At 71.4% G+C, this 26,967-nt stretch carries 27 protein-coding genes, 1 tRNA gene and 1 pseudogene; 14 read left to right on the top strand and 15 right to left on the bottom strand.

Annotated features, from left to right (window positions below; translation table 11 throughout):
• The first annotated feature begins 2 nt into the window (after nucleotides 1-2).
• From ABT160_RS25870 to ABT160_RS25850, 5 genes are all read left to right on the top strand, one after another.
• The gene (locus ABT160_RS25870; RefSeq protein WP_351650194.1) at nucleotides 3-179 is read left to right on the top strand and encodes a hypothetical protein; all 177 of its coding nucleotides are present in this window, start codon (nucleotides 3-5) and stop codon (nucleotides 177-179) included.
• A gap of 48 nt (nucleotides 180-227) precedes the next feature.
• Nucleotides 228-1,643, top strand: coding sequence for a tyrosine-type recombinase/integrase (locus ABT160_RS25865; protein WP_351650193.1), 1,416 nt, complete (start codon nucleotides 228-230; stop codon nucleotides 1,641-1,643).
• Nucleotides 1,644-1,875: 232 nt separating this feature from the next.
• A complete protein-coding gene (locus tag ABT160_RS25860) occupies nucleotides 1,876-2,667 on the top strand; it encodes a TIGR04255 family protein (RefSeq protein ID WP_351650192.1) in 792 nt (263 codons plus the stop codon).
• Nucleotides 2,664-3,206: a hypothetical protein gene (locus ABT160_RS25855; protein WP_351650191.1), complete on the top strand. Its 543-nt coding sequence runs from the start codon at nucleotides 2,664-2,666 to the stop codon at nucleotides 3,204-3,206. The genes ABT160_RS25860 and ABT160_RS25855 overlap by 4 nt, the downstream gene beginning before the upstream one ends.
• A gap of 29 nt (nucleotides 3,207-3,235) precedes the next feature.
• Nucleotides 3,236-3,661: a hypothetical protein gene (locus ABT160_RS25850; RefSeq protein WP_351650190.1), complete on the top strand. Its 426-nt coding sequence runs from the start codon at nucleotides 3,236-3,238 to the stop codon at nucleotides 3,659-3,661.
• 254 nt (nucleotides 3,662-3,915) lie between these two features.
• On the opposite strand, the gene ABT160_RS25845 is transcribed toward ABT160_RS25850, so the two are convergent.
• Nucleotides 3,916-3,997: transfer RNA gene (locus tag ABT160_RS25845), tRNA-Tyr, on the bottom strand.
• Nucleotides 3,998-4,186: 189 nt separating this feature from the next.
• On the opposite strand from ABT160_RS25845, the gene ABT160_RS25840 reads away from it, so the two are divergent.
• The 3 genes from ABT160_RS25840 to ABT160_RS25830 all read left to right on the top strand — a co-directional run bounded on the left by ABT160_RS25840 (nucleotide 4,187) and on the right by ABT160_RS25830 (nucleotide 6,036).
• Nucleotides 4,187-4,675 (top strand): YajQ family cyclic di-GMP-binding protein, encoded by a 489-nt coding sequence (locus ABT160_RS25840; protein WP_351650189.1) that lies wholly within the window; start codon nucleotides 4,187-4,189, stop codon nucleotides 4,673-4,675.
• Between the two features lie 156 nt (nucleotides 4,676-4,831).
• Nucleotides 4,832-5,377, top strand: coding sequence for a methylated-DNA--[protein]-cysteine S-methyltransferase (locus ABT160_RS25835; protein ID WP_351650188.1), 546 nt, complete (start codon nucleotides 4,832-4,834; stop codon nucleotides 5,375-5,377).
• Complete coding sequence (locus tag ABT160_RS25830; RefSeq protein WP_351650187.1) at nucleotides 5,374-6,036, top strand: alpha-ketoglutarate-dependent dioxygenase AlkB family protein; 663 nt, start codon at nucleotides 5,374-5,376, stop codon at nucleotides 6,034-6,036. Before ABT160_RS25835 ends, ABT160_RS25830 begins: the two co-directional genes overlap by 4 nt.
• Nucleotides 6,037-6,051: 15 nt before the next feature.
• Here the strand turns inward: ABT160_RS25830 and ABT160_RS25825 are convergent, their stop codons facing one another.
• A complete protein-coding gene (locus ABT160_RS25825; RefSeq protein WP_351650186.1) occupies nucleotides 6,052-6,321 on the bottom strand; it encodes a GlsB/YeaQ/YmgE family stress response membrane protein in 270 nt (89 codons plus the stop codon).
• Between the two features lie 91 nt (nucleotides 6,322-6,412).
• Between ABT160_RS25825 and ABT160_RS25820 the strand changes: the two genes are divergently transcribed.
• Complete coding sequence (locus ABT160_RS25820) at nucleotides 6,413-7,672, top strand: APC family permease (RefSeq protein WP_351650185.1); 1,260 nt, start codon at nucleotides 6,413-6,415, stop codon at nucleotides 7,670-7,672.
• A 301-nt stretch (nucleotides 7,673-7,973) separates the two neighbouring features.
• On the opposite strand, the gene ABT160_RS25815 is transcribed toward ABT160_RS25820, so the two are convergent.
• The 13 genes from ABT160_RS25815 to ABT160_RS25755 form a co-directional block, all read right to left on the bottom strand.
• Entirely contained in the window at nucleotides 7,974-8,366 is a 393-nt protein-coding gene (locus ABT160_RS25815; protein ID WP_351650184.1) for a YccF domain-containing protein, read from the bottom strand.
• Nucleotides 8,363-9,226, bottom strand: coding sequence for a zinc metalloprotease HtpX (gene htpX / locus ABT160_RS25810; RefSeq protein ID WP_351650183.1), 864 nt, complete (start codon nucleotides 9,224-9,226; stop codon nucleotides 8,363-8,365). The genes ABT160_RS25815 and htpX overlap by 4 nt, the downstream gene beginning before the upstream one ends.
• 176 nt (nucleotides 9,227-9,402) lie before the next feature.
• Nucleotides 9,403-9,867, bottom strand: coding sequence for a large conductance mechanosensitive channel protein MscL (mscL, locus tag ABT160_RS25805; protein ID WP_351650181.1), 465 nt, complete (start codon nucleotides 9,865-9,867; stop codon nucleotides 9,403-9,405).
• A gap of 67 nt (nucleotides 9,868-9,934) precedes the next feature.
• The gene (locus ABT160_RS25800; protein ID WP_351650180.1) at nucleotides 9,935-11,491 is read right to left on the bottom strand and encodes an NADH-quinone oxidoreductase subunit N; all 1,557 of its coding nucleotides are present in this window, start codon (nucleotides 11,489-11,491) and stop codon (nucleotides 9,935-9,937) included.
• The gene (locus ABT160_RS25795) at nucleotides 11,488-13,041 is read right to left on the bottom strand and encodes an NADH-quinone oxidoreductase subunit M (protein ID WP_351650253.1); all 1,554 of its coding nucleotides are present in this window, start codon (nucleotides 13,039-13,041) and stop codon (nucleotides 11,488-11,490) included. Before ABT160_RS25795 ends, ABT160_RS25800 begins: the two co-directional genes overlap by 4 nt.
• Nucleotides 13,042-13,068: 27 nt before the next feature.
• Complete coding sequence (locus ABT160_RS25790; protein ID WP_351650179.1) at nucleotides 13,069-15,060, bottom strand: NADH-quinone oxidoreductase subunit 5 family protein; 1,992 nt, start codon at nucleotides 15,058-15,060, stop codon at nucleotides 13,069-13,071.
• Nucleotides 15,057-15,443, bottom strand: coding sequence for an NADH-quinone oxidoreductase subunit NuoK (gene nuoK / locus ABT160_RS25785; RefSeq protein WP_351650178.1), 387 nt, complete (start codon nucleotides 15,441-15,443; stop codon nucleotides 15,057-15,059). Before nuoK ends, ABT160_RS25790 begins: the two co-directional genes overlap by 4 nt.
• Nucleotides 15,443-16,039 carry an NADH-quinone oxidoreductase subunit J family protein gene (locus ABT160_RS25780; RefSeq protein WP_351650177.1) on the bottom strand — a complete coding sequence of 199 codons (597 nt, stop codon included), beginning with the start codon at nucleotides 16,037-16,039 and terminating at the stop codon, nucleotides 15,443-15,445. The genes nuoK and ABT160_RS25780 overlap by 1 nt, the downstream gene beginning before the upstream one ends.
• Nucleotides 16,036-16,731 (bottom strand): NuoI/complex I 23 kDa subunit family protein, encoded by a 696-nt coding sequence (locus tag ABT160_RS25775; protein WP_351650176.1) that lies wholly within the window; start codon nucleotides 16,729-16,731, stop codon nucleotides 16,036-16,038. The genes ABT160_RS25780 and ABT160_RS25775 overlap by 4 nt, the downstream gene beginning before the upstream one ends.
• Nucleotides 16,731-17,699 carry a complex I subunit 1/NuoH family protein gene (locus ABT160_RS25770; RefSeq protein WP_351650175.1) on the bottom strand — a complete coding sequence of 323 codons (969 nt, stop codon included), beginning with the start codon at nucleotides 17,697-17,699 and terminating at the stop codon, nucleotides 16,731-16,733. Before ABT160_RS25770 ends, ABT160_RS25775 begins: the two co-directional genes overlap by 1 nt.
• On the bottom strand, nucleotides 17,696-19,165 hold the full coding sequence (locus ABT160_RS25765; RefSeq protein WP_351650174.1) for an NADH-quinone oxidoreductase subunit C: 1,470 nt from the start codon (nucleotides 19,163-19,165) through the stop codon (nucleotides 17,696-17,698). Before ABT160_RS25765 ends, ABT160_RS25770 begins: the two co-directional genes overlap by 4 nt.
• Nucleotides 19,162-19,812, bottom strand: a complete 651-nt coding sequence (locus tag ABT160_RS25760; protein ID WP_351650173.1) for an NADH-quinone oxidoreductase subunit B — start codon at nucleotides 19,810-19,812, stop codon at nucleotides 19,162-19,164. The genes ABT160_RS25765 and ABT160_RS25760 overlap by 4 nt, the downstream gene beginning before the upstream one ends.
• Nucleotides 19,803-20,249: an NADH-quinone oxidoreductase subunit A gene (locus ABT160_RS25755; RefSeq protein WP_502984300.1), complete on the bottom strand. Its 447-nt coding sequence runs from the start codon at nucleotides 20,247-20,249 to the stop codon at nucleotides 19,803-19,805. The genes ABT160_RS25760 and ABT160_RS25755 overlap by 10 nt, the downstream gene beginning before the upstream one ends.
• Before the next feature lie 252 nt (nucleotides 20,250-20,501).
• Between ABT160_RS25755 and ABT160_RS25750 the strand changes: the two genes are divergently transcribed.
• The 5 genes and pseudogenes from ABT160_RS25750 to ABT160_RS25730 form a co-directional block, all read left to right on the top strand.
• On the top strand, nucleotides 20,502-21,710 hold the full coding sequence (locus ABT160_RS25750; RefSeq protein WP_502984299.1) for a sensor histidine kinase: 1,209 nt from the start codon (nucleotides 20,502-20,504) through the stop codon (nucleotides 21,708-21,710).
• A gap of 498 nt (nucleotides 21,711-22,208) precedes the next feature.
• Nucleotides 22,209-23,516, top strand: coding sequence for a sensor histidine kinase (locus ABT160_RS25745; protein ID WP_351650171.1), 1,308 nt, complete (start codon nucleotides 22,209-22,211; stop codon nucleotides 23,514-23,516).
• 165 nt (nucleotides 23,517-23,681) lie between these two features.
• The gene (locus tag ABT160_RS25740; RefSeq protein ID WP_351650170.1) at nucleotides 23,682-24,371 is read left to right on the top strand and encodes a response regulator; all 690 of its coding nucleotides are present in this window, start codon (nucleotides 23,682-23,684) and stop codon (nucleotides 24,369-24,371) included.
• 396 nt (nucleotides 24,372-24,767) lie between these two features.
• Nucleotides 24,768-26,702, top strand: a complete 1,935-nt coding sequence (locus ABT160_RS25735) for a 2-oxoacid:acceptor oxidoreductase subunit alpha (RefSeq protein WP_351650169.1) — start codon at nucleotides 24,768-24,770, stop codon at nucleotides 26,700-26,702.
• Nucleotides 26,695-26,967: pseudogene (locus ABT160_RS25730) on the top strand (2-oxoacid:ferredoxin oxidoreductase subunit beta); the annotation flags it as partial. The gene ABT160_RS25735 and the pseudogene ABT160_RS25730, both read left to right, overlap by 8 nt.

Genomic DNA, 26,967 nt, shown 5'->3' with positions numbered 1-26,967 from the left:
AGATGCGCATACGCCTGCACGGCCCGGCCCTCGACTGCCTCCGCACCGCCCGCCTCCTGGAGAACGTCTTCGAGGTCCTGGAGATGAGCCAGCCGTACCCGGACCGCCCACCGAGCCGCCTGGTCCGGATCTACCTCACGGTGACCCCGCCGGAGCAGCCGCTCCGACGGCCCCACTGACGACACCCACCCACCCCGCTCACGCACACCGGAGGACGAGACCCACCCATGCCCACCAGCTACAACGTCCGCTTCTGGGACATCCGCGAGCGCCCCAAGCGCCGCAAGCCGTTCGAGGTCCGCTGGTCGGTGGACGGCCGCGAGGGCTCGGAGTCGTTCCTGACCAAGGCCCTGGCGGAGAGCCGCAAGGCGGAGCTCATCACGGCGGCGAACAACGGCGAACCGTTCGACCTGCAGACCCGCCTCCCGGCCTCCGAGCTCCGCAAGCTCAGGCAGTCGGTCACCTGGTACGAGCACACCCTGACGTACGTCGACGAAAAGTGGGACGCCACCCCGGCCAAGTCCCGGCCGGGCATCGCCGACGCGCTGGCCACGGTCACCCCGGCCCTGGTGAAGTCGGAGGCGGGCCGCCCCGACCTCCAGGTCCTCCGCCGCGCGCTCTACAGCTGGGCGTACAACAAGAAGGCCCGCGAGACCGGCGAGCTCCCTCAGGACTGGCACCAGGCTCTGGCCTGGCTCAAGAAGCAGTCGATATCCGTCTCGGACCTGGAAGAGCCGCTCGTCCTCCGCAAGGCGCTCCAGGCCCTGAGCAAGAAGCTCGACGGCCAGCCGGCGGCCGCGCGCACGTTCCGCCGCAAGAAGGTCTGTTTCAACCAGGTGCTGACCTTCGCGGCGGAGTCCAAGTACTTCTCGACTGCGGCGAACCCCCTGGACGCCCTGAACTGGACGCCCCCGCGCATCTCGGAAGAGGTGGACCCGGAATCCGTGGCGAACCCCCGCCAGGTCCGCCAACTCCTCGACGCCGTCCGCGCCCAGGGCCCGCGCGGCGAACGACTGGAAGCGTTCTTCGGCTGCATGTACTACGCGGCGATGCGCCCCTCGGAGGTCATCAACCTCCGCGTGCAGCAGTGCCTGCTGCCGGCCACGGGCTGGGGAACCCTCACGCTCCGCCGCGGCCTGGTCCGCGTGGGCCGCCAGTGGACGGACACGGGCGAGGCCCACGACCAACGGAGCCTGAAGTGGCGGGCCCCGAACGAAAGCCGCCCGATCCCCATACCCCCGCTCTTCGTCGAGCTGCTCCGCCGCCACATCAAGGAGTACGGCACGGCGAAGGACGGCCGGGTCTTCCAGACGCTCCGCGGCGGCGTGGTCCAGGAGAGCGGCTACGGCGAGGTCTGGTCCCGCGCCCGCGAATCGGCCCTCTCCCCCGCCGACCAGGAATCCCTCCTGGCCAAGCGCCCTTACGACCTCCGCCACGCGGGCATCTCGTTCTGGCTCCACTCAGGCGTCGACCCGGCAGAGTGCGCCCGCCGGGCCGGCCACAGCCTGGCGGTCATGTTCCGCATCTACGCCAAGGTCCTGGCCCACTCCCAGGACCGCGCCAACAAGCGCATCGACGCGGCTCTGCACGAGTGGGGCACCAGTGAACTCCAGGCTCCCGACGTACGTGAAGGAACCACATGACCTGGCATGACCTCTCCAGCAGAGCCCGTCTCCCTAGTCACGCACTGAACTCACCCGACCAGTTAGCACCCAGATCACAACCAACATGGCCCCATTTCATCCCAACGGGTATAAACAACCACACAAAGCGGCAGCATTCGAGTCACATTGGCCACTGGAGCCCTACCTTCAGGCCATCCTCTTCCGGTGATCTACATCACACAGGTACCCTTCGAGAGGGGGTGGTTGCGACGTGACCAGTGCTTTGAAATTCCGACGTCCGCCGGTGTATGACGTCACACTCGCACTGATGTTCGGTAATCTTTCTAAACTGCAAACGCTCGACTTGGCGCCGCTCCGGGTTGGCTGGAGCACTGACTACCCCGTTCTCCAAGAATCCACTCCGCTACCCGCTTGGGAACCGTCGGAATTGGATGCTGTGGAGTTTGTGCGATCCGGGCTCGCATGGCCTATGGCACTCTGCACTCTCTCCGCAGAAGAGGGTGATCGCAAAGTAAAATTCCAGCAGGATCGCTTTATCCTTAACTGGAACTTCGGCGGCGAGGACCTCCCCTACCCAGGGTATGAGGCGCTCAAAGAGGAGCTTGTCACAAAATTTGACGAGTTCTCGAAGCTTGCACAATCCATCTCGGGCTCCCTGCCAGAGGTGAGGCGGGTCGACGTCACGTACAGCAACAGACTTCCAGGGGTTTCGGCACACGAGGCGATCACCGGAGTTCTAACCGGCTGGAACACGCCCTCGGACATTCCGTTCCGGGTGCCTGACTATTGCGGATTCCGAGTCCGTTATCAAGAGTCTGAGCTCGACGCGCGAGTAAGGGTTCTTGTCGGCATCGACTCTGCCGTAACAGAATCGGATGGAGAATTCTCCAGTGGCTCTTCACTCCTAATCGACGCCGAATCCCTCGTAGAGGGCCCCGATGACTTCGCCGAACGGCTGGACGTGGCTCACGAAGTCGTGACCAACGCATTCGTCGAGGCGACCAGCGAAGAAATGCGATTCAGCTGGGGGGAGAACGAGTGACCAAGCCGAACGCGCGGCAGAAAGACCAGTTCTCGGGAGGGACCGCGTCGCACCGAGGCCACGACCCGGGAACAGGCATCTGGCTGATCCGGCGCCACGCAGCAACACCATCCCTTGATCTGGATGGGAACAACAAACTTGAGTTGCAGACTTACGTCTGCAACAAGCTGTACGAACTGCGTACTCTGCCACAGGGCTGGGATGGGGCAGAGGGAGGGCCTACCCCGCAGCCAGCAACTCACCTCGCCTATCGAATTCTGGACCGCCTCTCTGACTACCGCACCATTTTCCCCTTCATCACACCCGGTGAAGATGGCGAGGTCGTACTAGAGTGGCGAGCTGGCGCCGAACTTCTTGAGCTCACATTCCCTCCGGAAGAGCGGCCCTACGTGTACTACAAAGATCCCTCAGGGTCCCTCCAGTTGAGCGGAGAGTTGGGAACTGAAGGCGTCGGATATGAAGTAGTTCGCAAACTGCTGGCCGCGTTATCGCGACGTGTTTGGTCCGAAAACCCCACCTGGAAAAGGCTCTTCTCCTAGGTGATCATCAGGTAGCGCGGGGGGTCTACTTGGAGCCAAACAGCGAGTTTCGCGACGATGAGGTAATCTACCGTCGAATTCCCAATAAGCCTGATTTTTTGGCGCCTAATCTCTTGACGGGAGAAAAGCTACCCACCCATACGGCGTTCCGGTGGGATCGGGATGGAATTTCCGTGCACAGAAGCTCAATTCTCTCTGCTCATAATCTCGGCCCAGAAGCAATGGTCAAGAAGGAAGAGCACACCGTCTACGGCTTCTCCGTACAAACCGTCCGCTCATGCAAAGCAAAGCTGATCAACGATCCTGATTTAGACGATCCACCGATCGGCATCGCACACGCCCTGATCCAGGGAGATGTTCCGAAGCCGGAGAAGCCGGTACGCCGAGAAATCTCCGAGTCGCTGGCTCAGGCGTCGCGTCGCTACTACCCACCCGAGGACACCCCCCTCGCCTGACGGAGGACAGCGGCGGCTGGCCAGACGCAGCGCCGGGCTCACAGATCGCCGGCTGGCGTCATGCGGCCCCTGTGATCACCCCTTGGCCCGCAGCTGGCCCGCAGACGCAGTTCAACAAGGCCCAAGCAGTGGCTGAGCACGTAACAAGCCGCACATTTTCGATTCCGGTCGAACAAGCGGCCCCCGGGCCCCCCGGGCAACGAAGAGACCCCCGCCCCCTGCGTTTCCGCAGGTGGACGGGGGTCCTCATCGCGTGGCGGCGCCAGGATTCGAACCTGGGTAGGCTAAGCCGACGGATTTACAGTCCGCTCCCATTGGCCACTCGGGCACACCGCCATGGGATGTCGCTCCGGAGTCCGCTCGGCGGGTGTTCCTTGGCAACGACGTAAACGATACCTGATGCCCAGGGGTGCTACGCCACCGGATTGATCAGGCGTGGGGGCGGGCCGGGGTGGCTAGGCTTTGCGGATGCGGTCCGGGACACCGGCCGTAGCCGTACGCACCCGATACAAGGAGCCACAGGACATGGCCGACTCCAGTTTCGACATCGTCTCGAAGGTCGAGCGGCAGGAGGTCGACAACGCCCTCAACCAGGCCGCGAAGGAGATCTCGCAGCGCTACGACTTCAAGAACGTCGGCGCCTCGATCGCCTGGTCCGGCGAGAAGATCCTGATGCAGGCCAACTCCGAGGAGCGGGTCACCGCCATCCTGGACGTCTTCCAGACGAAGCTGATCAAGCGCGGCATCTCGCTGAAGGCCCTGGACGCCGGGGAGCCGCAGCTCTCCGGCAAGGAGTACAAGATCTTCGCCTCCATCGAGGAGGGCATCTCCCAGGAGAACGCCAAGAAGGTCGCCAAGGTCATCCGCGACGAGGGTCCCAAGGGCGTCAAGGCGCAGGTCCAGGGCGATGAGCTGCGGGTCAGCTCCAAGAGCCGTGACGACCTGCAGGCCGTGCAGGCCCTGCTCAAGGGGCAGGACTTCGACTTCGCGCTGCAGTTCGTGAACTACCGGTAGGCAGGTAGGTAAGCGAGCAGGCGGGTTCCGGGGGCGGGGCGCCCCCGGTGCCGGCGTGGCCTCCGTCTGCGGTCGTCGTGTCCGAAAAGCGCCAGCTTCCGGCTTCCGGGCACGTCAGGATCGAGGCATCAGGCAGTACGAGGAGAGGACGCGGCCATGACGCTGTACGCGACGTTCGACAGCCCCCTGGGCGAGCTCCTGCTGGTCGGTGAGGCCTCCGGCGCGGCCCCCGGCGGCACCGCCCTCGTCTCGCTCTCCGTGCCCGGCCAGAAGGGCGGCGCCGTGGTGCGCGAGGACTGGCGGTACGCGCCCGAGGCCTTCACCGCCGTCACCGCGCAGCTGGGCGACTACTTCGCCGGGCGGCTGACCCGCTTCGACCTCGTGTACGCCGACCACGGCACCGACTTCCAGCGGCGCGTCTGGGCCGCCCTCGAGGACATCCCCTACGGCGCCACCGTCAGCTACGGCGACATCGCCCGCCAGGTCGGGTCCTCGGGTGCCGGGGTCCGCGCCGTCGGGACCGCCATCGGGCGCAACCCGCTGCTCGTCGTGCGCCCCTGCCACCGCGTCATCGGCGCCGACGGCGCCCTGCGCGGCTACGCGGGCGGCCTGGAGCGCAAGGAGCGGCTCCTCGGCCTTGAGGGCGCCCTGCCGGGTGCGGAGTCCCGAGCGGGGGGCGCGGGACGGCTGCCCGTCTCGTGAGTGGTGGCGGGCTCTTCCCCCTCGGGCCGCGCGAGATCGCTCCCGGCGCCTGGCACGTGCCCGAGTGGCTGTCCGCGGAGCGCCGGCGCGAACTGGTCGCCGCCTGCCGCGAGTGGGCGCGCGGGCCCGTGCCCATCCGGCACACCGTGCTCCCCGGTGGCGGCGTGATGTCCGTACAGACCGTGTGTCTGGGCTGGCACTGGCAGCCGTACCGCTACACGCGCACCGCCGGGGACGTGAACGGTGCGCGCGTCGCGGCGTTCCCGCACTGGCTCGCCGAGTTGGGGCGCGCCGCGGTGAGTGCGGCGTACGGGGACGAGGCCGGGCGGCGCTACTCCCCCGACGCCGCGCTCGTGAACTTCTACGACGGTGACGCCCGCATGGGCATGCACCAGGACAAGGACGAGCGGTCCTCCGCGCCCGTGGTGTCGCTGAGCGTCGGGGACTCGTGCGTCTTCCGGTTCGGCAACACCGAGGACCGCGGACGGCCCTACACCGACGTCGAGTTGGCCTCCGGCGACCTCTTCGTCTTCGGCGGCCCCTCGCGCTTCGCCTTCCACGGCGTGCCCAAGGTGTACGCGGGGACCGCCGACCCGGCCGTCGCGCTGACCGGCCGGCTCAACATCACGCTGCGCGAGACCGGGCTGGCCCGGGACTGACCCCGCGCGTCGGCGTCAGCGCGAGCGGGAGTGGCCGAACAGGACGCGGTAGATGATCAGCAGCACCAGCGAGCCGCCGATCGCCGCCAGCCACGTCTGGCCGTCGTAGAAGTCCTTGGTGATGGGGTGGTCCAGGAAGCGGGCCGATATCCAGCCTCCGAGAAAGGCTCCGACGATGCCTATGAGCGTGGTGCCGATCAGGCCGCCCGGGTCTCGGCCGGGGAGCAGGATCTTGGCGATGATCCCGGCCAGCAGCCCCAGGACGATCCAGCCGATGATGGTCATGCCGTGAACCTGCCTTTCATTTCGTTCGGTGTTGTCCAGGAGGACGCCTGCCCGCGGTGGCGTGGTTGCGACGCTCGTTAGGGTGCGGCGCATGACACAGCAGTTGAGGCGCACGCTCGGGGTGTTCGACGCGGTGGTCGTCGGGCTCGGGTCGATGGTCGGTGCGGGCGTCTTCGTGGCGATGGGGCCGGCCGCCGGGGCCGCCGGTTCCGGGCTGCTCCCGGCGCTGGCGGTGGCCGCCGTCGTCGCGTACTGCAACGCCATGTCATCTGCCCGCCTCGCCGCGCGTCATCCCCGGTCGGGCGGTACCTACGTGTACGGGAACGAGCGGCTGGGTCCTTTCTGGGGGTATCTGGCGGGCTGGGCGTTCGTCGTCGGCAAGACGGCCTCGTGCGCCGCGATGGCCCTCACCGTCGGCGCGTACGCCTGGCCGGAGCAGGCGCACGCGGTGGCCGTCGCGGCCGTGGTCGCGCTGACTGCCGTGAACTACGCGGGCGTTCAGAAGTCGGCGCTGCTCACGCGCGTGATCGTGGCGGTCGTGCTGGCCGTGCTCGCCGCGGTGGTCGTCTCCTGTCTGGGGTCCGGGGCCGCACGGCTCGGCCGGCTGGGCTTCGACGGGTGGGACGGCCTCGGGAGTACGGCCGGCCCCGGCGGGCTGTTGCAGGCCGCCGCGCTGCTGTTCTTCGCGTTCGCCGGGTACGCCCGCATCGCCACGCTCGGCGAGGAGGTGCGGGACCCGGCCCGGACGATTCCCCGGGCCGTCCCGCTCGCCCTGGGCATCGCGCTCCTGGTGTACGTGTGTGTCGCGGTCTCCGTCCTTTCGGTGCTCGGGGCGGGTGAGTTGGGGCGGTCGACGGCTCCGCTCGCCGACGCCGTGCGGGCCGCGGGGGCGGGGTGGCTCGTCCCCGTGGTCCGGGTGGGCGCGGCCGTCGCCGCGCTGGGCTCGCTGCTGGCGCTGGTCCTCGGGGTCTCGCGCACGACCCTGGCGATGGCCAGGGACGGCCATCTGCCGAGGCCGCTCGCGGCCGTGCACCCGCGCTTCCAGGTGCCGCACCGCGCGGAGCTCGCGGTGGGCGCGGTGGTGGCCGTCGTCGCCGCGACGGCGGACGTGCGGGGCGCGATCGGCTTCTCGTCGTTCGGCGTGCTGGTCTACTACGCGGTCGCCAACGCCTCGGCCTGGACGCTGGGTTCGCGCGAGCGGCTCCTGGCGGGGGTGGGGCTCGCCGGGTGCGCCGCGCTCGCCCTCGCGCTGCCGTGGCGGTCCGTCGCGGCCGGTGCGGGGGTGCTGCTCGTGGGCGTGGCCGTCCATGCCGTACGCGGGCGGGCGCGGGCTCGGGGGGCCGGGGCCTAGGGAGCTGCCCGGGCGGCTCCGTACCACGGGCGCAGCGGGTCGGACGCGGGCGGAACCGGGTGGGGTCGCCGCGCTCAGGCGCGGGGTATTCGGGAGCGCGCCGCGGTGGCGGCCCCGGTCGGCAACTGCTCGATCGCGGTCATGGATTCATGGTGGACCACGGCACTGACAATCGGGCCCGGAGCCCTGCGCCATGGGCCTGGGGCGCAGGAGTTCCGGGCTTGAGAAGGCGCAGGAGTTCCGGGCCCGTGGCGGGGTCGGCCGCCGGGCGGGGCGGGCCGCCGCGGCGGGCGGCTCCGCGTCAGCGAGCGGCGAACGGCTGGTCCGTCGGCACGATCTCCTTGCCCAGCGGGAGCAGGGAGACCGGGATCAGTTTGAAGTTGGCGATGCCCAGCGGGATCCCGATGATCGTGACGCACAGGGCGATGCCCGTGAAGATGTGGCCCAGGGCCAGCCACCAGCCGGCGAGGACCAGCCACAGCACGTTGCCGACGCAGGACGGGGCGCCCGCGTCCCGGCGGTCGACCGCCGTGTACCCGAAGGGCCAGAGGGCGTAGACGCCGATCCTGAAGGCCGCGAGGCCGAAGGGGATGCCGATGATCGTGATGCACAGCAGGAGGCCCGCCAGCATGTAGCCGAGGAACATCCAGAAGCCGCACAGGACGAGCCATATGACGTTCAGGATTGTCTTCACTGCTGGCGACCTGCCATCTGCTCGAGTCGGGCGATGCGCTCCGCCATCGGCGGGTGCGTGGAGAACATCTTGGAGAGTCCCTGGCCCGGCCGGAAGGGGTTCGCGATCATCATGTGGCTCGCGGTCTCGATCTTGGGCTCGGGGGGCAGCGGAAGCTGCTGGGTGCCCGCCTCCAGCTTGCGCAGGGCGCTGGCGAGGGCGAGCGGGTCGCCGGTCAGCTGGGCCCCGGAGGCGTCCGCCTCGTACTCGCGGGAGCGGCTGATGGCGAGCTGGATGACCGAGGCGGCGAGCGGCCCCAGGAGCATGATCAGCAGCATGCCGAAGATGCCCGGGCCCTCGTCGTCGTTGGAGCGGCCGACCGGGATCAGCCAGGCGAAGTTCACCAGGAACATGATCACTGAGGCCAGGGCGCCCGCGACCGACGAGATGAGGATGTCCCGGTTGTAGACGTGGCTGAGCTCGTGGCCGATGACGCCCCGCAGCTCGCGCTCGTCCAGGATCTGCAGGATGCCCTCGGTGCAGCAGACCGCGGCGTTGCGCGGGTTGCGCCCGGTCGCGAACGCGTTGGGCGCCTGCGTCGGGGAGATGTAGAGCCGGGGCATCGGCTGCCGCGCCTGGGTGGAGAGCTCCCGCACCATGCGGTACAGCGCGGGGGCCTCGAACTCGCTGACCGGGCGGGCGCGCATGGCCCGCAGCGCCAGCTTGTCGCTGTTCCAGTAGGCGTACGCGTTGGTGCCCAGCGCCACGAGGAGCGCCACGACCAGGCCCGTACGCCCGAAGAAGCTGCCGATGACGATGATGAGTGCGGACAGTCCCCCGAGGAGTACGGCGGTCCTCAGCCCGTTGTGCCGGCGGTGCACGGTACGCCCTCCAAGTGGTGCGGCAGGGGAACCCTTTGCTTGGTGCTGGTCCACGTCTCCAGTGGACCCTTCCGTACTGGTCAACGCCAGGCGGAGGGAGCTAGTTCCCTTGTGCGCGCGGGGAGGGGTGTAGGCCGTACGGGTGGCGGGGTGTCCGCGGGGGCGGCCCGGTGGGGTCAGCGCGGGGCGGGCAGGCCCGCCTTCTCCATCTTCTCGACCGCCTCGGGGAGCGGCTGGATCTCGCTGGTGCAGTGGGCGCAGCGGGTGGCGACGGCGGGGATCTCGGTGTAGCAGCGGGGGCAGTCCCGCAGGGCGGCCTTCACGCTGAAGGGCTCGTCGCGCTTGAAGCGGGCCTGGAGCTTGGCCATCGGGGCGACGACCAGGAAGTACAGGACGGCCGCGGTGATCAGGAAGGCGATGGCGGCGGCGATGAACAGGCCGTAGGGGAACTTGGTGCCCTGGACGCTGAAGGTGGCCTTGCTGAAGTCGCCCGTCCCGCGGGTGGCGACGCCGATGAGGGGCACTATGAACGCGTTGCTGAAGCCGGTGACGACGGCCGTGAACGCCGATCCGACGGCCAGACCGATGGCCATCGAGACGACGTTCCCGCGAAGTATGAAGTCCTTGAAACCGTTCAGCACTGCGCTTTCTCCTCGGTGGTTCTGGGTGGGGGGATGTGGGGGTCCTGGGCCTTTCGGCCCGTTTTGCCTAGAAGAGGGTAGTCGCTGCGAACCGGAGGGCGAGCTGCGGGTACCCGGAGAGCACCACGCCCGCGGTGGCGGTCAGGATCAGCGCGAGGGTCAGCGGGGCGGGCGCCCGGTGGCGTACGGCGGCCGTCTCGCCGGTGCCGGAACCGGTCCCGGTCAGGGATTCCTCACCGGAGCCCTCCGGGGCTCGCGCCGGGGTCCGGAAGAGGACGGCCGTCCAGCGCAGGTAGTAGAAGAGCGCGATGACGACGTTGGCGCCCATCAGGACGGCGAGCCAGCCGAGGCCCGCGTCGACGGCCGAGGAGAACACGGTGACCTTGGCGAAGAGGCCGATGATGCCGGGCGGCAATCCCGCCAGGCAGAGCAGGAAGAAGGCCATGGCGAGCGCGGTGACCGGGCGGGCGGCGTACAGGCCCGCGTAGTCGGCGATCCGGTTCTTCGGGTGCGTACGGGCCACCAGGGCGGCGACCGTGAAGGCGCCGAGGTTCACGACGGCGTACATCAGGGCGTACGCGACGGTGGAGCCGATCTGGTCGTCGCTGGAGTACGCGGCGGCGGCGATCGGCACCAGCAGGTACCCGGCCTGCCCGACGGAGGACCAGGCGAGCAGCCGGACCGCGCTCCACGCGCGCGTGGTCGACTGGCGCAGCGCCGCGACGTTGCCGACGGTCATCGTCAGGGCGGCCAGGACGGCGAGCGCCGGGCCCCACACGTCGGCGTAGGACGGGAAGGCGACGACGGTGACCAGGATCAGGCCGGTGAAGCCGACCGCCTTGCCGACGACGGAGAGGTACGCGGCGACCGGCAGCGGGGCGCCCGCGTAGGTGTCGGGCACCCAGAAGTGGAACGGCGCGGCGGCCGTCTTGAAGGCGAAGCCGACCAGGGTCAGGGCGACGCCCGCCTTGGCGAGGGTCTGCAGCTGTCCGGGCACGTCGTCCAGGTTCTGGGCGATCTCGGTCAGGTGCAGGGTGCCGGTCGTCGCGTACACGAAGCTGACGCCGAGCAGGGTGACGGCGGTGGCGGTGACGGAGGACAGGAAGAACTTGAGCGCGGCCTCGCTGGACATGCGGTCGCCGCGCTTGAGGCCGACGAGCGCGAAGGCGGGCAGCGAGGCGACCTCCAGGGCGACGACGAGCGTGGCCAGGTCGCGGGCGGCGGGCAGCAGGGCGGCCCCGGCGGCCGAGGAGAGCAGCAGGAACCAGAACTCGCCCGCGGGCAGCTTCTCGCGGGTCTCGGTGAGCGAGAGCAACCCCGTCACCAGCGCGCCGCCGAGCACCAGGAACTGGATGACCAGCGTGAAGTGGTCGGCGGTGTAGCTGCACACGCCGGGGTCGCCGGTGAGGCAGAAGGTGGAGCGGTCGCCGCGGCGCAGGGGCACGAGCAGGGCGGCGGCCGCGGCGAGGCCGCCGATCGCGGTCCAGCCGAGGAGCTGCTTGTTCCTCTCGGGCACGAACAGGTCGGCGACGAGCACGGCCAGGGCGACGAGCGCCGTCAGGGTCGGCGGCGCGATCGCCAGCCAGTCGACCGACTGGACGAGGCCCGCGGCAACGGTGGTCACGACTTTCCTCCCGCGAGGAGCTTCTGCACGGCCGGGTCGGTGAGGCCGAGGAGGACCGCGGGCCACAGTCCGGCGAGGACGGTGAGGGCCGCCAGCGGGGTCCAGGCGGCGAACTCGTACGCCTGGACGTCGGCGATCCGGGTCTCGCCCTCGGGGCGGGGGCCGCCCATGCAGACGCGGCGGACGACGAGGAGGAGGTAGGCGGCGGTGAGCAGGGTGCCGACGCCGCCGACGGCCATGAAGGTGAGGAAGGCGGGGCGGCTGAGGCCCTCGGCCGGGTCGAAGGCGCCGAACAGGGCCAGCATCTCGCCCCAGAACCCGGCGAGGCCGGGCAGGCCGAGCGAGGCGACGGCGGCGAAGGCCAGCAGGCCGCCGAGGCGGGGGGCGCGGCCGTAGAGGGCGGCGCCGGTGGCTCCGGCGAGGGTGTCGAGGTCGGCGGTGCCGTAGCGGTCCTTGACCGCGCCGACCAGAAAGAAGAGCAGGCCGGTGATCAGGCCGTGGGCGATGTTGGCGAAGAGCGCGCCGTTGACGCCGGTGGGCGTCATGGTCGCGATGCCGAGGAGCACGAAGCCCATGTGGCCCACGGAGGAGTAGGCGATGAGCCGCTTGAGGTCGCCCTTGGCGCCGGGGCGGGCCAGGGCGAGGCAGGCGAGCGAGCCGTAGATGATCCCGACCACGGCGAAGGCCGCGAGGTAGGGGGCGAAGACGCGCATGCCGTCGGGCGCGACCGGCAGGACGATCCGGACGAATCCGTACGTACCCATCTTCAGCAGGACGCCGGCGAGCAGCACCGAGCCGACCGTGGGCGCGGCGGTGTGGGCGTCCGGCAGCCAGCTGTGGAACGGCCACATCGGGGCCTTGACCGCGAGCCCGATCCCGATCGCCAGAACCGCCGTGACCTGCAACGACGTGCTCAGGCCCCGGCCGTTGTCAGTGGCCAGTGCCATCATGTCGAACGTGCCGGACTTCAGCCCGATGAGCAGGAGGCCGAGCAGCATCACGACCGAGCCGAGCAGCGTGTAGAGGACGAACTTCCAGGCGGCGGCCTGCCGCCGCTCACCGCCCCAGCGGGCGATGAGGAAGTACATGGGGATCAGGACCGTCTCGAAGGCCAGGAAGAAGAGCAGCAGGTCGAGGACGGCGAAGGAAGCGATCGTGCCCGATTCGAGCACGAGCAGCAGGGCGACGAACGCCTTCGGGGACGGGCCCGCGGGCGGCTTGAAGTAACTGTGGAGCGCGCAGAGGAAGGTCAGCAGCGCGGTCAGGACCAGGAGGGGGAGGGAAATGCCGTCGACACCCAGGTGGACGCGCACGTCCAGCGCGGGGATCCAGCTGACGTCGGTCACCGCCTGCATCCGCGACGGGTGGTCGTGGTCGAAGCCGAGCGCCAGGACCACGGCGGCCACCAGGAGCGCGCCGGTCACGGTCACGCCGTGGCGCAGCACGGCCTGGTCGGGCGACTTCCCCCTCAGTCCGGGCGGGGCGGGCAGCAGGGCGGCGACGGCGCCCAGGAGCGGCCCGGCGACGAGGAACGCCAGGAGGAACTGCATCACGGACTCGCTGATATCGATCACGGCTCACGCTCCGGCGGCGACGAGGACGGCGGCGATCGCCAGGACGACGGAGCCGGCGAGCAGGGCGCTGAGGTAGGTCTGCACGTTGCCGGTCTGGGCGCGGCGCACGGCCAGGCCCAGCCACTTGGCGCCGGTGCCCGAACCCCTGACGTACGTGTCGACGACCTCCCGGTCCAGGAAGCGGACCAGTGAGGCCGCGGCCCGGACGGGGCGTACGAACAGGGCGGTGTAGACGGCGTCCAGGTGGAAGCCGGCGGCCGCGGGGGCGTGCAGCGGGCCGAGCAGCAGGCGGCCGGGGTCCGCCGGGTCGGGGGCGCTCGCCACGTTCCCGTACGCGGGGGTGTGGCTGGCGATGGCCTCGGCCTCGACCAGGGACCCGTCGCCCCCGGGGTTCGCGGCGACGGCGCCGAGCGGGGTGCGGGCGGCGAGGGCGCTGGTCTGGCGCCAGGTGGCGTAGGTGACCAGGCCGCCGACCAGGGCGGCACCGGTGCCGAGGACGCCGGTCGTCACGGTGGGGGTCAGCGCGTGGCCGTCGAACCAGTCGTCGAGGTACCCGACGGCCAGGCCGAAGGCGAGCGAGGGCACCGCGAGGAGCCAGAGCACGGCGTTCATCGCGACGGGCTGGCGGCCGTGGTCGGGGGCCTCGGCGCCCCGGCCCCGGAAGGCGAGCAGCCACAGCCGGGTGGCGTACGCGGCGGTGAGCAGGGCCGCGAGCAGCGCCGCGACCAGGACGATCCAGCCGGCCGCCGCGGGGGCGGTGGCCCGGTCGCCGAGGGCGGTGTGTTCGGCGGCCACCAGGACGGCTTCCTTGGAGAAGAAGCCGGCGAAGGGGGGGATGGCGGCGAGCGCGAGCAGGGCGACGGTCATCGTCCAGTAGGCGTCCGGGATCCGCTTGGCCAGGCCGCTCATGCGGGACATGGCGGCCAGCGAGTTGGTGCCGGCGGCGTGGATGACCACGCCCGCCGCGAGGAAGAGCAGGGCCTTGAAGGCGCCGTGCGAGAGGAGGTGGAAGACGGCGGCACCCCGGTCGCCGACGGCCAGGGCCCCGGCCATGTAGCCGAGCTGGCCGATGGTCGAGTAGGCGAGGACGCGCTTGATGTCGTCCTGGGCGAGGGCGGACAGGCCCGAGCCGACCATCGTCACCGCGGCCATCACGGCCAGGACCGTGAGGGCGGCGCCGGAGGCGGCGAAGACCGGGAGCAGCCGGGCCACGAAGTAGATGCCCGCCGCGACCATCGTGGCGGCGTGGATCAGCGCGGAGACCGGGGTGGGGCCGGCCATCGCGTCGGGCAGCCAGGTGTGCAGCGGGAACTGCGCCGACTTGCCCGCCACGCCGGCCAGGAGCAGCAGGGCGACCAGCGTCGGGTGGTCCAGGCCGCCCGAGGCGACCGCGCCGAGGACGCCGGTGATGCGGAACGTGCCGGCGTCGGCGGCCAGCGCGAACAGACCGATCAGGAAGGGGACGTCACCGAGCTTGGTGACCAGGAAGGCCTTCAGGGAGGCGGCCCGCGCCTCGGGGGTCTCCCAGTAGTGGCCGACGAGGAAGTACGAGCAGATGCCCATGATCTCCCAGCCGACCAGCAGCACCATCAGGTCGCCGGAGTAGACGACGAGCAGCATCGCGGAGGTGAACAGCGAGACGAGGGCGGCGTACGAGGGGTAGCGCGGGTCGTCGCGCAGGTAGCCCGTCGAGTAGATCTGCACGCAGGACGCGACCAGGCCGACCAGGACGGCGACCAGCGCGGCGAAGCCGTCGATGTGCAGGGCCAGGTCGATGGGGACCGAGCCGGTCGGGGTCAGCTGGGTGGCGGCGTCGACCGCCGCGTTCCCGCCCTGGCGGACGGCGACCAGCACGGCCAGCGCGAACGCGGCGACCGTGGGCAGGACCGCGAGGGGGCGGACGAAACCGGGGGCGGTGCGGCCGAGCAGCAGGCCGGCGGCGGCGCCGAGGAAGGGAAGGAGGGGGACGAGTACGGCGAGGGTCGTGGTGGTCACGCGGTGGCCTCGGCCTTCTCGTCGGCGGCTGCGGCGGGGGGCCCGTCGGGGTCGTCGTCCGGGTCGGCGTCGCCGGGGGCCTCGGCGGTGTCGCGCAGCTTGTCGACGTCGGCGGTGCCGCGGTTGCGGTGGACCATCAGCACGATCGCCAGGCCGATGCCGATCTCGGCGGCGGCGATGGCGATGGTGAAGAGGGTCAGCGCCTGGCCGGCGTGCAGGGTGTCGCGGAGCCAGACGTCGAAGGCGACGAGGTTGAGGTTGACGGCGTTGAGCATCAGCTCGACGGACATCAGGACCAGGATCGCGTTGCGCCGGGCCAGCACGCCGTACAGACCGGTGCAGAACAGCAGGGCCGCGAGGACCGCGGGGTAGGCGAGGTGCATCAGCGCCGCTCCTTGTCGCCGGAGGCGGCGTCGGAGGCCGCGCCGGAGCCCTCGGCGGGGTTCTTGCGGGACAGGACGATCGCGCCGACCAGGGCGGCCAGCAGCAGGACGGAGAGCGCCTCGAAGGGCAGCACCCAGTGCCGGAAGAGGATCTCGCCGGACACCTTGGTGGAGCCCTGGGCGGGGCCGTCCAGGTCGATCCAGGTCGTGCGGAACGCGTCGACGACCACCCAGACCAGGGCGGCAGCGGCGGCGAGGGCGACCGCGAGGGCGACCGGGCGGTTGCCGGAGTCGGCGTCCGGGGACCGGCCGATGGGCGCGCGGGTCAGCATGAGGCCGAAGAGGAGGAGGACCACGACGGAACCGACGTAGATCAGCACCTGGACCCAGGCGATGAACTCGGCCGTGAGGAGCAGGTACTCGACGGCGAGGCCGCCGAGGGCCACGACCAGCCAGAGGGCGGCGTGCACCAGCTGCTTGGTCGTGACCGTGATGACGGCCGCGCCGAGGGTGACCAGGCCGACGAGGAGGAAGGCGATCTCGACGCCGCTCGGGGAGAGGAAGCCGTGCGCTCCGGCTGCCAGGCTCGCGCTCACGACTCGCCTCCCTGCTCCCCGTCGCGCGGGGCGGGGTTCGACGGGCCGGCCGGGGCGGCGGGGCCGGCCGGGGTGGCGGGGTCGGCCGGGGTGGCGGGCGTGGCCGTCGGGCCGGTGGGGGCGGCCGGGGCCGCGGTGGCGGTGGTGGCGGCCGGGGTGGCCTCCGCCTGGGCGGCGGCGAGCTTCTCGGCGGCCTTGCGGGCGGCCGCGACCTCCTTGGGCTCCTCGGCCGCGGGGTCGAGGGCGGGCGGTGCCGGGACCGTCCACATCCACTCGCGGAGCTTGTCCCGCTCGTGGGTGAGCTCGTGGATGTCGGTCTCCGCGTACTCGAACTCGGGCGACCAGAACAGCGCGTCGAAAGGACAGACCTCGATGCAGATACCGCAGTACATGCAGAGCGAGAAGTCGATGGCGAAGCGGTCGAGGACGTTGCGGCTGCGCTCGCGGCCACCGGGGACGGCCGCGGGGACCGTCTCCTTGTGCGAGTCGATGTAGATGCACCAGTCGGGGCACTCGCGGGCGCACAGCATGCAGACCGTGCAGTTCTCCTCGAACAGGCCGATCACGCCGCGCGTGCGGGGCGGGAGTTCGGGCTGGACCTCGGGGTACTGCTCGGTGACGGTCCTGCGCGTCATCGTGCGGAGGGTGACGGCGAGGCCCTTGGCCAGGCCGCTGCCGGGGATCGGGGCCACTAGTTGATCGCCACCTTCACGATTCCGGTGAGCGCGATCTGCGCGAGGGCGAGCGGGATGAGGGTCGTCCAGGCCAGCTTCTGGAGCTGGTCCTCGCGCAGCCGCGGATAGCTGACGCGCAGCCAGATGACCACGAAGGCGAGGACGGCGGTCTTCAGCAGGGTCCACACCCAGCCGAGGCCGTCGGCACCGAGGGGGCCGTGCCAGCCCCCCAGGAACAGGACGGTGGTGAGGCCGCAGAGGACGACGATGCCGGCGTACTCGGCCAGCAGGAAGAGGGCGAAGCGCAGGCCCGTGTACTCGGTGTACGCGCCGAAGATGATCTCGGAGTCGGCGACGGGCATGTCGAAGGGGGGACGCTGGAGCTCGGCCAGGCCGGCCACGAAGAAGACCAGGGCGCCGATGACCTGCCAGGGCAGCCACCACCACTCGAAGGCGTCGACGATGCCGGGCAGCGAGACCGTGCCGGCGGCCATCGCGACGGAGGCGGCGGCGAGCAGCATGGGCAGCTCGTACGCCAGGAGCTGGGCGGCGGTGCGCAGGCCGCCGAGGAGGGAGAACTTGTTCGCGGAGGCCCAGCCGGCCATCAGCGAGCCGAGCACGCCGACGCCCATGACGGCGAGCACGAAGAAGATGCCCGCGTCCACGACCTGGCCGACCGCGCCCTCGCCGGGGCCGACCGGGATGGCGACGAGCACGAGGAGGTACGGGAGCAGGGCGACGGCGGGGGCGAGCTGGAAGACGCGGCGGTCGGCGCCAGCCGGGACCACGTCCTCCTTCTGCGCGAACTTCACGCCGTCCGCGACGAGCTGGGCCCAGCCGTGGAAGCCGCCCGCGTACATGGGGCCGAGGCGGCCCTGCATGTGGGCCATCACCTTGTGCTCGGTCTGGCCGACCACGAGCGGCAGGACCAGGAAGACGGCGAAGACGATGACGAGCCGGAGGGCGACGTCGAGAGCGTCGTTCACGCGGGGTCGCCTCCGGGGGTGTCAGGGGTGTGGGGAGCGTCGGGGGTGGTGGGGCCGTCGTCGGGGGTGGTGGGCCTGGCGTCCGGGTCGGTGGTCCGGGGCTTGGCGTCCGGGTCGGTGGCCTGGGGCTTGGTCACCGGGTCGGTGGGCTGGGGCCTGGCCTCCGGGTCGGTGGTCCGGGGTTCGGTGGGCGCGCTGGGCTCGGCGTCCGGGGTGCCCGTCCGGGGCTCGGCGGGCTCGGGGGCCGGGGGCGGGGGTGGTTTCGGGGTGTCCTCGAAGGCCGGGCGGGCGTGGTGCCAGGGGGCGTCGCTGCTGCGGGTGCGCGGGGGCGGGGAGGTGGCGCCGGTGCCGGTGGGGGCGTCGGGGGCCGGGGGCGTCGGCTCCGTACCGCGCTGGCTCGCCGAGCCGCCGCCGGCGGTGCGGTTGCGGCGCGGGCCGCGCGGGGCGGCCGGGGGCGCCTGGCCTTCCGTCGCGCCCGGCGTGCCCGTAGTCCCCGGCGCGCCCGCTGTGTCCGGCGTGCTTGATCCGTCGGTCGTGCCCGCCGTGCTTGACCCGTCCGCCGGGGCCGCCGCCGTGTCCGCCGGGTCCGTCGGGTCCGGGGCGGGCCGGGCTTCGGGGGCGTCCGGGGCGGGGTGCTGGCTGGCGCTGCCCTGGGAGGCGGTGCGGGTGCGGCGAGGCGGACGGGCCGCGGGGGCCTCCGCCGGGGCGCCCGTGACCGGGGCCGGGGCGTCGGTGGCCGGGGACGTCGCCGGGGACGTCGCTGCCGGGGTGTCCGGGGTGGGGGGCTGGGTGGTGGAGCCGTCCGCTGCCGTGCGGGTGCGGCGGACCGGGCGGTCGCCCGCGGCGCGCGGGGTGCGGGCCGGGCGGGCCGGGGCGGCGGGGAGTTGGCCCTTGAGGGGGCCCCACTCGTTGGGGTCCGGGACGCCCGGGGGGAGCATCTGGCGGCGCTTGGGCCCGCCGTGCTCGGACTCCCCCGGCTCCTTGGCGCCGGGCCAGGCCTTGGCGACCCGGGCCGCGAGGACGAAGTCCTTGCGCAGCGGGTGGCCCTCGAATGCCTCGGGCAGGAGCAGCGGCACCAGGTTGGGGTGGTCCTCGAAGCGGACGCCGAACATCTCGTGGGTCTCGCGCTCGTGCCAGGCGGCACCGGCGTAGACGCCCACGGCGGTGGGCAGGACGGGGGCCTCGTGCGGGACGGTCGTACGGACGAGGAGGCGGCGGACGCGGCCGTCGCCGAGGGCGACGACGTGCGCGCACACGCGGAAGCCGGTGCCGGGCTCGTCGACGGCGCTGAGCCAGTCGAAGTAGGTGCAGCCCAGGGCAGAGCGCGCGGTCTCCAGGGCGGTGGTCCAGGAGGCGGCGGGCACGTCGACGGTGAGCAGGTCGTAGGCGTGCTCGGCCGTCGCGCCGTCGCCGAAGACCTCGGCGGCGGCCTCGGGGAGCCGGTCGTACGCGGTGTGCGCGGTCACGGGGCGTCGCCTCCGGGGGCCGGCGGCGGGGTGACCAGACCGCTGGTGAGCTGGGGGACGGAGGCCGCGCCGGACGGACCGCCGTTCCCGTAGCGCTCGCCGAGCGACTCGCGGGCGATCTTCTCCTGGAGCTTGAGGATGCCCTGGAGGAGGGCTTCGGGGCGGGGCGGGCAGCCGGGGACGTAGACGTCGACGGGGATGATCTGGTCGACGCCCTTGGTCACGGAGTACGAGTCCCAGTAGGGCCCGCCGCAGTTGGAGCAGGCGCCGAAGGAGATGACGTACTTCGGCTCGGGCATCTGCTCGTACAGCCGCTTGACGGCGGGGGCCATCTTGTCGGTCACCGTGCCGGAGACGATCATCAGGTCCGCCTGGCGCGGGCCGGGCGCGAAGGGGATGACGCCGAGGCGGATGAAGTCGTGGCGGGCCATGGAGGCGGCGATGAACTCGATGGCGCAGCAGGCGAGGCCGAAGTTGAAGACCCAGAGGCTGTAGCGGCGGCCCCAGTTCAGGACCACCTTCATCGGCTCGGGGGCGAGCCGGGCGAGCGCGCCCAGCTTGGGGGCGGGCAGGTCCACCGGGGCGGGGGCGGCGACCACCGGGGTGGTGGGGAGCTGTGCGTCGGGGGAGGCCGGTGTTACGTCCATGCCAGGACGCCCTTCTTGTACGCGTAGAGCAGGCCGACGGCGAGGAAGCCGAGGAAGACGAACATCTCCACGAGGGTCGCGGCGCCGTAGCCGGGGGCGGCGAAGACGGTCGCCCAGGGGAAGAGGAAGATCGAGTCGACGGCGAAGATCACGTACAGGAACGCGTAGACGTAGTAGCGGACCTGGGTGTGGGCCCAGCCCTCGCCGACCGGGTCGACTCCGCACTCGTACGTCAGGAGCTTCTCGGGGGTGGGGACCACCGGCCGCAGCAGGCGTCCGGCGCCGAAGGCGACCGCGACGAAGAGCACGCCGACGACGGCGAGCAGGCCGACGACCGAGTACGTGTGGAAGTAGTCGGCCGCGAGGGTGAGGGGCCCTGAGGGGGACCCGTGGGTGGGCCCTGGGGTGGGTACGGCTCGTACGGTGAGTTCCGGCACGTCCGTTCCTCGCTCCCTCGGCACCGTTCGTCGATATGTACGGACGGGAGTCTAGGGCCTGCTCAGGGGACCGTAGGAAGTCGTGACGGCCGACAGGTGGGGTTATCCCTACTTCACCCCACCCATCCACCCCATGGCGCGGCGATCTCCGGTCGGGGCACGCTGGACGGTATGAGCCCGAGCATGTCCTCGACACCCGCGTCCCCGACGCCCCCGATGCCCCCGACACCCCCTGCGCCCTCCGTGCCCTCCATGCCGTCGGCACCGTCGACGCCGTCCGCGTCTGCCGTGCCGTCCGGCGGGGGTGGCGGTGCCGAGGGTGGGGCCGGCGGGGGGCCGGAGCCCGCGCGGATGGCCTTCGGCCGGTGCACCTGGAAGGAGATCGCGCACCTCCTGGCGAACCTGCCGTTCGGGATCCTGGGCTTTGTTTACGTGGTGTTCATGGTGTCCGTGGGCGTGGGCCTCTCGGTCACCGTGATCGGTCTGCCCATGCTGGCCGGCGGGCTGGTCGGGGCGCGCCTGCTCGGCCGGCTCGAACGGGGGCGGGCGCGGTCCCTGCTGGGGCTGCGGATCGACGAGCCGAGCCCGTTGCCGCACAGCGGCGGGTTCTTCGGGTGGCTGTGGTCGCGGGTGAAGGACCCGGTGGCGTGGCGGGCGGTGCTGTACGCGTTCGTACGGCTGCCGTGGTGCGTGGTGACGTTCGCGGTGACGCTGACGGGGCTGTTCGTGCTGTGGCCGGTGCTCGGGTACGTGGTGCGGGGCCTGTCCAACGTGGACCGGGCCATGGCGCGCGGGCTGCTGTCGCCGTCCGACGAGCTGGAGCGGCGGATCGCCGAACTGGAGTCGGACCGGGGCGTCGTCGTCGACACCGCCGCCGCCGACCTGCGCCGCATCGAGCGCGACCTGCACGACGGGGCGCAGGCCCGCCTGGTCGCCCTCGCCATGGGGCTCGGCCTGGCCAAGGAGAAGGTCCTCGAGGACCCGGACGCGGCGGCGGAGATGGTGGCCGAGGCGCACGGCGAGGTGAAGCTGGCGCTGCAGGAGCTGCGGGACCTGGCCCGGGGCATCCACCCGGCGGTCCTGACGGACCGGGGGCTGGACGCGGCGCTGTCGGCGGTGGCGGCGCGGTGCACCGTACCCGTACGGGTCGAGGTGGACCTGTCGTCGCGGCCGGCGGCGGCGATCGAGGGGATCGCGTACTTCACCGTCTCCGAGCTGCTCCAGAACATCAGCAAGCACTCCGGCGCGCGGCAGGCCGCCGTCGAGGTGTGGCGGTCCGGGGACCGGGTGGTGCTGCGGGTCGAGGACGACGGGCGGGGCGGGGCGCGGCCGGAGGCCGGGAGCGGGATGCGGGGGCTGGCGGAGCGGTTGGGGGCGGTGGACGGGGTGTTCGTGGTGGAGTCGCCGGTGGGGGGCGGGACGGTGGTGACGGCGGAGTTGCCGTGGAGGGGGAGGGAGTAGGGGGTGGGGCCCGTGGGGGGCGGGGTGAGGTGGTGGGGCGTGGCCCCGGGGTTGCCGTACGGGGTACGGGGGCGTCCGGGGCCTTGTGGTGTGCGGGGCGCCCGGGGGTTGCCGTACGGGGGGCGGGGCCGTTGCGGTGCGGGTGGGGGTGGTGCGGGGCTTCGGTGCCCCTCCCCGCCCCTTCCCGAAAGCCTCCGGCGGTAGGAGGGGCGGGTAGTGGTCGCGGGGGCTGCGCCCCCGCACCCTCAGCGGGGCTCCGCCCCTGCACCCCGGTAGGGGACCCCGACACGGAGCGGCGGCACCTGCGGGGCTCCGCCCCTGCACCCCGTAGGGCACCCGGCACCTCGTCCCCCGGCTCCGTCCCCGTCCGCTCACCCCCCGCACCCAGTAGGGATAACCCCCCACCCACTACGGGCCCCTCCCTCATGGTCAGCGGGCTTGCTTCTCCGCGACGCTGTACGTGTCGGCCCACGGAGTGACAGCGGAGAGAGAAGAGACATGACCATCGCCACCGCAACGGCACGCCCCCGCATTCCCGCCGCGCTGCGTGCGCCGTTCGAGGGGCGGACCTGGCGGGCCTTCGGGTACCTGCTGCTCAGCCTTCCGCTCAGCATCGTCTACTTCGCCTTCGCCATCACCATGTTCAGCCTCGGCGCCGGGCTCCTCATCACCTTCCTGGGCATCCCCGTCCTGGCCGGCGGGCTCGTCATGTGCCGGGGCTTCGGGGCCGTGGAGCGGGCCCGGGCGCGGGCGCTGCTGGGGGCCGACGTCGCCGATCCCGCGCCGGTGCGCGGGCGGACCGGCGGGCTGATGTCCTGGGTCGGCGCCGTCCTGAAGAGCGGCGAGTCCTGGCGGAGCCTGCTCTACGCGGTGCTGCACATGCCGTGGGCGATCTTCGCCTTCAACGTCTCCGTGGTCTTCTGGACGGTCGGCTGGTCCCTCTTCACGTACCCGCTGTGGCAGTGGATCTTCCCCGCCTACGCCGGCCAGGACGGCATCCAGCTGTACGGCGACGGGACCCACGACCTCTACCTCGACTCGCCCTTCGAGCTCGGTGTGACCAGCGCGGTCGGCCTGCTGTTCGTCCTGGTCACGCCCTGGATCATCCGCGGCCTCGCCGCCGTCGACCGGTTCGCGGTCGTCGGTCTGCTCTCCCCCTCACGGCTCGCCACCCGCGTCGTCGAGCTGGAGTCGGACCGGGGCGTCGTCGTCGACACCGCCGCCGCCGACCTGCGCCGCATCGAGCGCGACCTGCACGACGGGGCGCAGGCCCGGCTGGTCGCCCTCGCCATGGACCTGGGCCTGGCCAAGGAGAAGCTCACCGAGGACCCGCAGGCCGCGGCCCGCATGGTCTCCGAGGCACACGGCGAGGTGAAGACCGCCCTGCAGGAGCTGCGGGACCTGGCCCGGGGCATCCACCCGGCGGTCCTGACGGACCGGGGCCTCGACGCGGCGCTGTCCTCGGTCGCCTCCCGCTGCACCGTGCCCGTACGGGTCGAGGTCGACCTGCCCGCGCGGCCCGTCCCGGCGATCGAGGGGATCGCGTACTTCACCGTCTCCGAGCTGCTCCAGAACATCAGCAAGCACTCCAGCGCGAGCCGCGCCACCGTCGACGTCTGGCGCGCCGGGGACCGGCTGCTGCTCCAGGTCTCGGACAACGGCCGCGGCGGCGCCGACACCTCGGCCGGGTCCGGGCTCGCCGGGCTGACCGAGCGGCTGGACGCCGTCGACGGGATCCTGGTCGTGGACTCCCCCGCGGGCGGCCCGACCACCGTCACCGCCGAGCTCCCCTGGCGTACCGCCTGAGCCGCCGCCCGGCCCGCCGGGCGGCCCGTTCTTCGTCGTCGCGGCCGGAAGCCCGCCGGAAGCCCTCCTCCCTCTTCTCCCTCTTCGCCTTCCGTGAGCCCATCCGGGTCAGGATGCTGCGATGCTGGGGACACCGCGCCGGGAACGCCCCGGACGTGCGTGGACATGGGGGACGACAGGGCCGTGGAGGACAGGGTGCGGGTGGTCATCGCCGAGGATTCAGTGCTGCTTCGGGAGGGCCTGACCCGGCTGCTGACCGACCGCGGGCACGAGGTCGTGGCCGGGGTCGGCGACGGCGAGGCGCTGGTGAAGACGGTCGCCGAGCTCGCCGACCAGGGACAGCTGCCGGACGTGGTGGTCGCGGACGTGCGGATGCCGCCGACGCACACCGACGAGGGCGTACGGGCCGCGGTGCGGCTGCGCAAGGAGCACCCCGGCATCGGGGTGCTGGTCCTGTCGCAGTACGTGGAGGAGCAGTACGCCACCGAGCTGCTCGCCGGGAACAGCCGTGGCGTCGGCTACCTGCTCAAGGACCGGGTCGCCGAGGTGCGCGAGTTCGTGGACGCGGTGGTGCGGGTCGCGAGCGGCGGCACCGCGCTCGACCCCGAGGTGGTGGCCCAGCTGCTCGGCCGCAGCCGCAAGCAGGACGTGCTGGCGGGGCTGACGCCGCGCGAGCGCGAGGTCCTCGGTCTGATGGCCGAGGGGCGGACCAACTCGGCGGTCGCCCGGCAGCTCGTGGTGAGCGACGGCGCGGTCGAGAAGCACGTGAGCAACATCTTCCTGAAGCTCGGGCTCTCGCCCAGTGACGGGGACCACCGCCGGGTGCTCGCCGTCCTCACGTACATCAATTCCTGAGACGCGGCCGGGACGCGCCTGGACGGCACCTGAGAACCGCCCGGACTCGGCCCGGGGCGAGCCCGGGACGTGCGTTCCCGAGACGCGACGCACCGGTTCTGACACTCTGTCAGATGATTGACCGGCTGATTGACCGGCGCCTGATGGGCACCCGTCAGGCGCCGGGCCGGAACACGGCGGGAGCGGGTCCTAGAACCAAAGGACGAGTCGGAAACGTCTTCGTCGGGGGGACAGGGGGGCGGTTCAATCGTGACGAAGAGCGACAAAAGCGCGTCTCAAAATACGTTCCATCATATGAGCAGCCCAGGGAAGGGGACCCTTACCGACGTAGGGTGGGCCCTGGGCGACCGGTCGGCCGGTCGCACCGAACAGCCGCCTCAAGGGAGGTCCAGTTCAGTGACCAGCCAGGTCAGTAGCCCGGCCGAGCAGGCCGACGAGTCGCACGAGGCAGTGGTCGGGCAACGCAGGCCCGAGGGCGACAAAGAGGTCCGTCGTCTTGATCGGGTGGTCATCCGGTTCGCGGGTGACTCGGGTGACGGGATGCAGCTGACGGGGGACCGTTTCACGTCGGAGACGGCGTCGTTCGGCAATGACCTGTCGACGCTGCCGAACTTCCCGGCGGAGATCCGGGCGCCTGCCGGGACGCTGCCGGGTGTGTCGAGTTTCCAGTTGCACTTCGCCGATCACGACATCCTGACGCCGGGTGACGCGCCGAACGTGCTGGTGGCGATGAACCCGGCGGCGTTGAAGGCGAACATCGGGGACCTGCCGCGCGGTGCGGAGGTGATCGTCAACACCGATGAGTTCGCCAAGCGGGCGATGGCGAAGGTGGGGTACGCGACCAGTCCGCTGGAGGACGGCTCGCTGGAGGCGTACCACGTGCACGCGGTGCCGCTGACGACGCTGACGATCGAGGCGTTGAAGGAGTTCGGCCTGTCGCGCAAGGAGGCCGAGCGGAGCAAGAACATGTTCGCGCTGGGTCTGCTGTCGTGGATGTACCACCGGCCGACGGAGGGTACGGAGCGGTTCCTGCGGACGAAGTTCGCGAAGAAGCCGGAGATCGCCGAGGCGAATGTGGCGGCGTTCCGGGCGGGCTGGAACTTCGGGGAGACCACCGAGGACTTCGCGGTGTCCTACGAGGTGGCGCCGGCCACGACGGCGTTCCCGGCGGGTACGTACCGCAACATCTCGGGGAACCTGGCCCTGTCCTATGGGCTGGTGGCGGCGGGGCAGCTGGCGGACCTGCCGCTGTACCTGGGCTCGTACCCGATCACTCCGGCATCCGACATCCTGCACGAGTTGTCGAAGCACAAGAACTTCGGGGTGCGCACGTTCCAGGCGGAGGATGAGATCGCCGGGATCGGGGCGGCGCTGGGGGCGGCGTTCGGCGGGTCGCTGGCGGTGACGACGACGTCGGGGCCGGGGGTGGCGCTGAAGTCGGAGACGATCGGCCTTGCGGTGTCGCTGGAGCTGCCGTTGCTGGTGGTGGACATCCAGCGGGGCGGGCCCTCGACGGGGCTGCCGACCAAGACCGAGCAGGCGGATCTGCTGCAGGCGATGTACGGGCGCAACGGCGAGGCGCCGGTGCCGGTGATCGCGCCGCGTACGCCGGCGGACTGTTTCGACGCGGCGGTGGAGGCGGCCCGGATCGCGCTGGAGTACCGCACGCCGGTGTTCCTGCTCTCCGACGGCTACCTGGCCAACGGCTCCGAGCCGTGGCGGGTGCCGGAGACCGACGAGCTGCCTGATCTGCGGGTGCGGTTCGCCACCGGCCCCAACCACACCCTGGCCGATGGCACCGAGGTGTTCTGGCCCTACAAGCGTGATCCGCACACGCTGGCGCGGCCGTGGGCGATCCCGGGCACGCCGGGTCTTGAGCACCGGATCGGGGGGATCGAGAAGCAGGACGGGACGGGCAACATCTCCTACGACCCGGCCAACCACGACTTCATGGTCCGCACCCGCCAGGCCAAGATCGACAACATCACCGTGCCCGACCTCGACGTCGACGACCCGGACGGGGCCCGCACCCTGGTGCTCGGGTGGGGTTCCACCTACGGGCCCATCACCGCCGCCGTGCGCCGCCTGCGCACCGCCGGCGAGGCCATCGCCCAGGCCCACCTGCGCCACCTCAACCCCTTCCCCGCCAACCTCGGCGAGGTCCTGCGCGGTTACGACAAGGTCGTCATCCCGGAGATGAACCTCGGCCAGCTCGCCACCCTCATCCGCGCCAAGTACCTCATCGACGCGCACAGCTACAACCAGGTCAACGGCATGCCGTTCAAGGCCGAGCAGCTCGCCACGGCTCTCAAGGAGGCCATCAATGACTGAGGTGACCGAGGCGACCGAGGCCCCCGGGGCGACCGGGCCGGCCGGCATCGCGCGCACCCTGCTCTCGCTGGTGCCCAAGGCCGACGCCAAGCAGACCATGAAGGACTTCAAGTCCGACCAGGAAGTGCGCTGGTGCCCCGGCTGCGGCGACTACGCCATCCTGGCCGCCGTGCAGGGCTTCATGCCCGAACTCGGCCTGGCCAAGGAGAACATCGTCTTCGTCTCCGGCATCGGCTGCTCCTCCCGCTTCCCGTACTACATGAAC

This window comes from Streptomyces sp. NPDC001941 (assembly GCF_040296945.1).
Lineage (GTDB): Bacteria > Actinomycetota > Actinomycetes > Streptomycetales > Streptomycetaceae > Streptomyces.
The sequence above is the reverse complement of the archived record's forward strand: the minus strand, read 5'-3'. Positions and strand labels throughout refer to the sequence as shown.